The organism is Mesotoga sp. HF07.pep.5.2.highcov (genome assembly GCF_003666285.1).
Lineage (GTDB): Bacteria > Thermotogota > Thermotogae > Petrotogales > Kosmotogaceae > Mesotoga > Mesotoga prima.
Genome location: NZ_JFHJ01000181.1, coordinates 1 through 1,094, shown reverse-complemented (window position 1 = coordinate 1,094; position 1,094 = coordinate 1). Strand labels below are relative to the sequence as shown.

At 44.5% G+C, this 1,094-nt stretch carries 1 protein-coding gene; it reads right to left on the bottom strand.

Annotation, left to right across the window (positions count from 1 at the left end; translation table 11 throughout):
* Nucleotides 1-1,094, bottom strand: a 1,094-nt coding sequence (locus BG32_RS15495; protein WP_183084277.1) for an InlB B-repeat-containing protein, incomplete at both ends; no start/stop codon positions are given.

Genomic DNA, 1,094 nt, shown 5'->3' with positions numbered 1-1,094 from the left:
CCGTTTACTTCCCAGTGCGAAAAGTCGTATCCGATTGAATCAGGTGATACATAAGAAAAAAGAGAGCCCTTTGCTTTCCATCCCGCCCCATCTATACTGGCAACTCCCTCTGGAAGCGTTGAGGTCTCGACAAGGTACCGTGTCTCTGTCTGGACTGTGTAGCTCTTATCCGAATCGAGTAGCACCGTTCTTGGATTTGAAGTATTTGAATCGTTCCATAACTTGAAGGTGTATCTTGTGTCTATTCCTGTTACGTACACCGATTCATCTCTTGTTTGAGGTTCAGGTATTTCGACAGTAAAAAAGTCACCATAACTGCCAGACAGAGAAGCGGGCGAAGTAAAAGTCTTATCGTTTATCAGAATTTCCAGTCCCGACGGGTCGGTATCTAAAGAAAGCTCATGTCCTACAAGGCTGTAGTTAGCAACAACACTCTTTGGTGAATCAACAATCACAGAAAGCTCCTCCGTCAGTACAGCTTCGCCATCGATTTCCCAGTGTGAAAAGATGTAGCCCGGGACTTTGGGAGCAACATAAGAGACTGAAGAACCAGCCATCTTCCAGGCTGCACTAGAAAACTCACTTATTCCTTCTGGAACCGTCCAAGTCACAGTGAGATATTCAATTCCAGTAATTGCATTCAAAGACAGATCGCTATTCAGCAATACCGTACGGGGATTACTTGTACCACCATCGCTCCAAGATTTGAAGAAGTATCTAGTGTCTGTACCGTTAACGAGGTTACTAAGATCCCTTTCCTGAGGAAGAAAGACAACTGTGTGTGATTCCCCGTCTTCTGACTTGATAGTGTAGGGGGTGAGAATTTCCTGGCCATCCACACTCATATTCAGTCCGGAGGGTTGTGAATCAATCTCGAGAGTTCTTAGAGGTCTGTTCTCATAGACAGCTTCAATCTTCGTTGGTCCATCGAGTTTCAAAGAGAGCTCCTGACTGTATTCTCTACTTCCATCAATATTCCAATAAGCGAAGTGATAATCTCCAACTTCAGAAGGTGCGGTCAAATCAAGCTCCGTATCAACTGGATAAAAACCGTTTCCAACGATTTCGACAAGATTTCTGGGGCTCGTTGATAT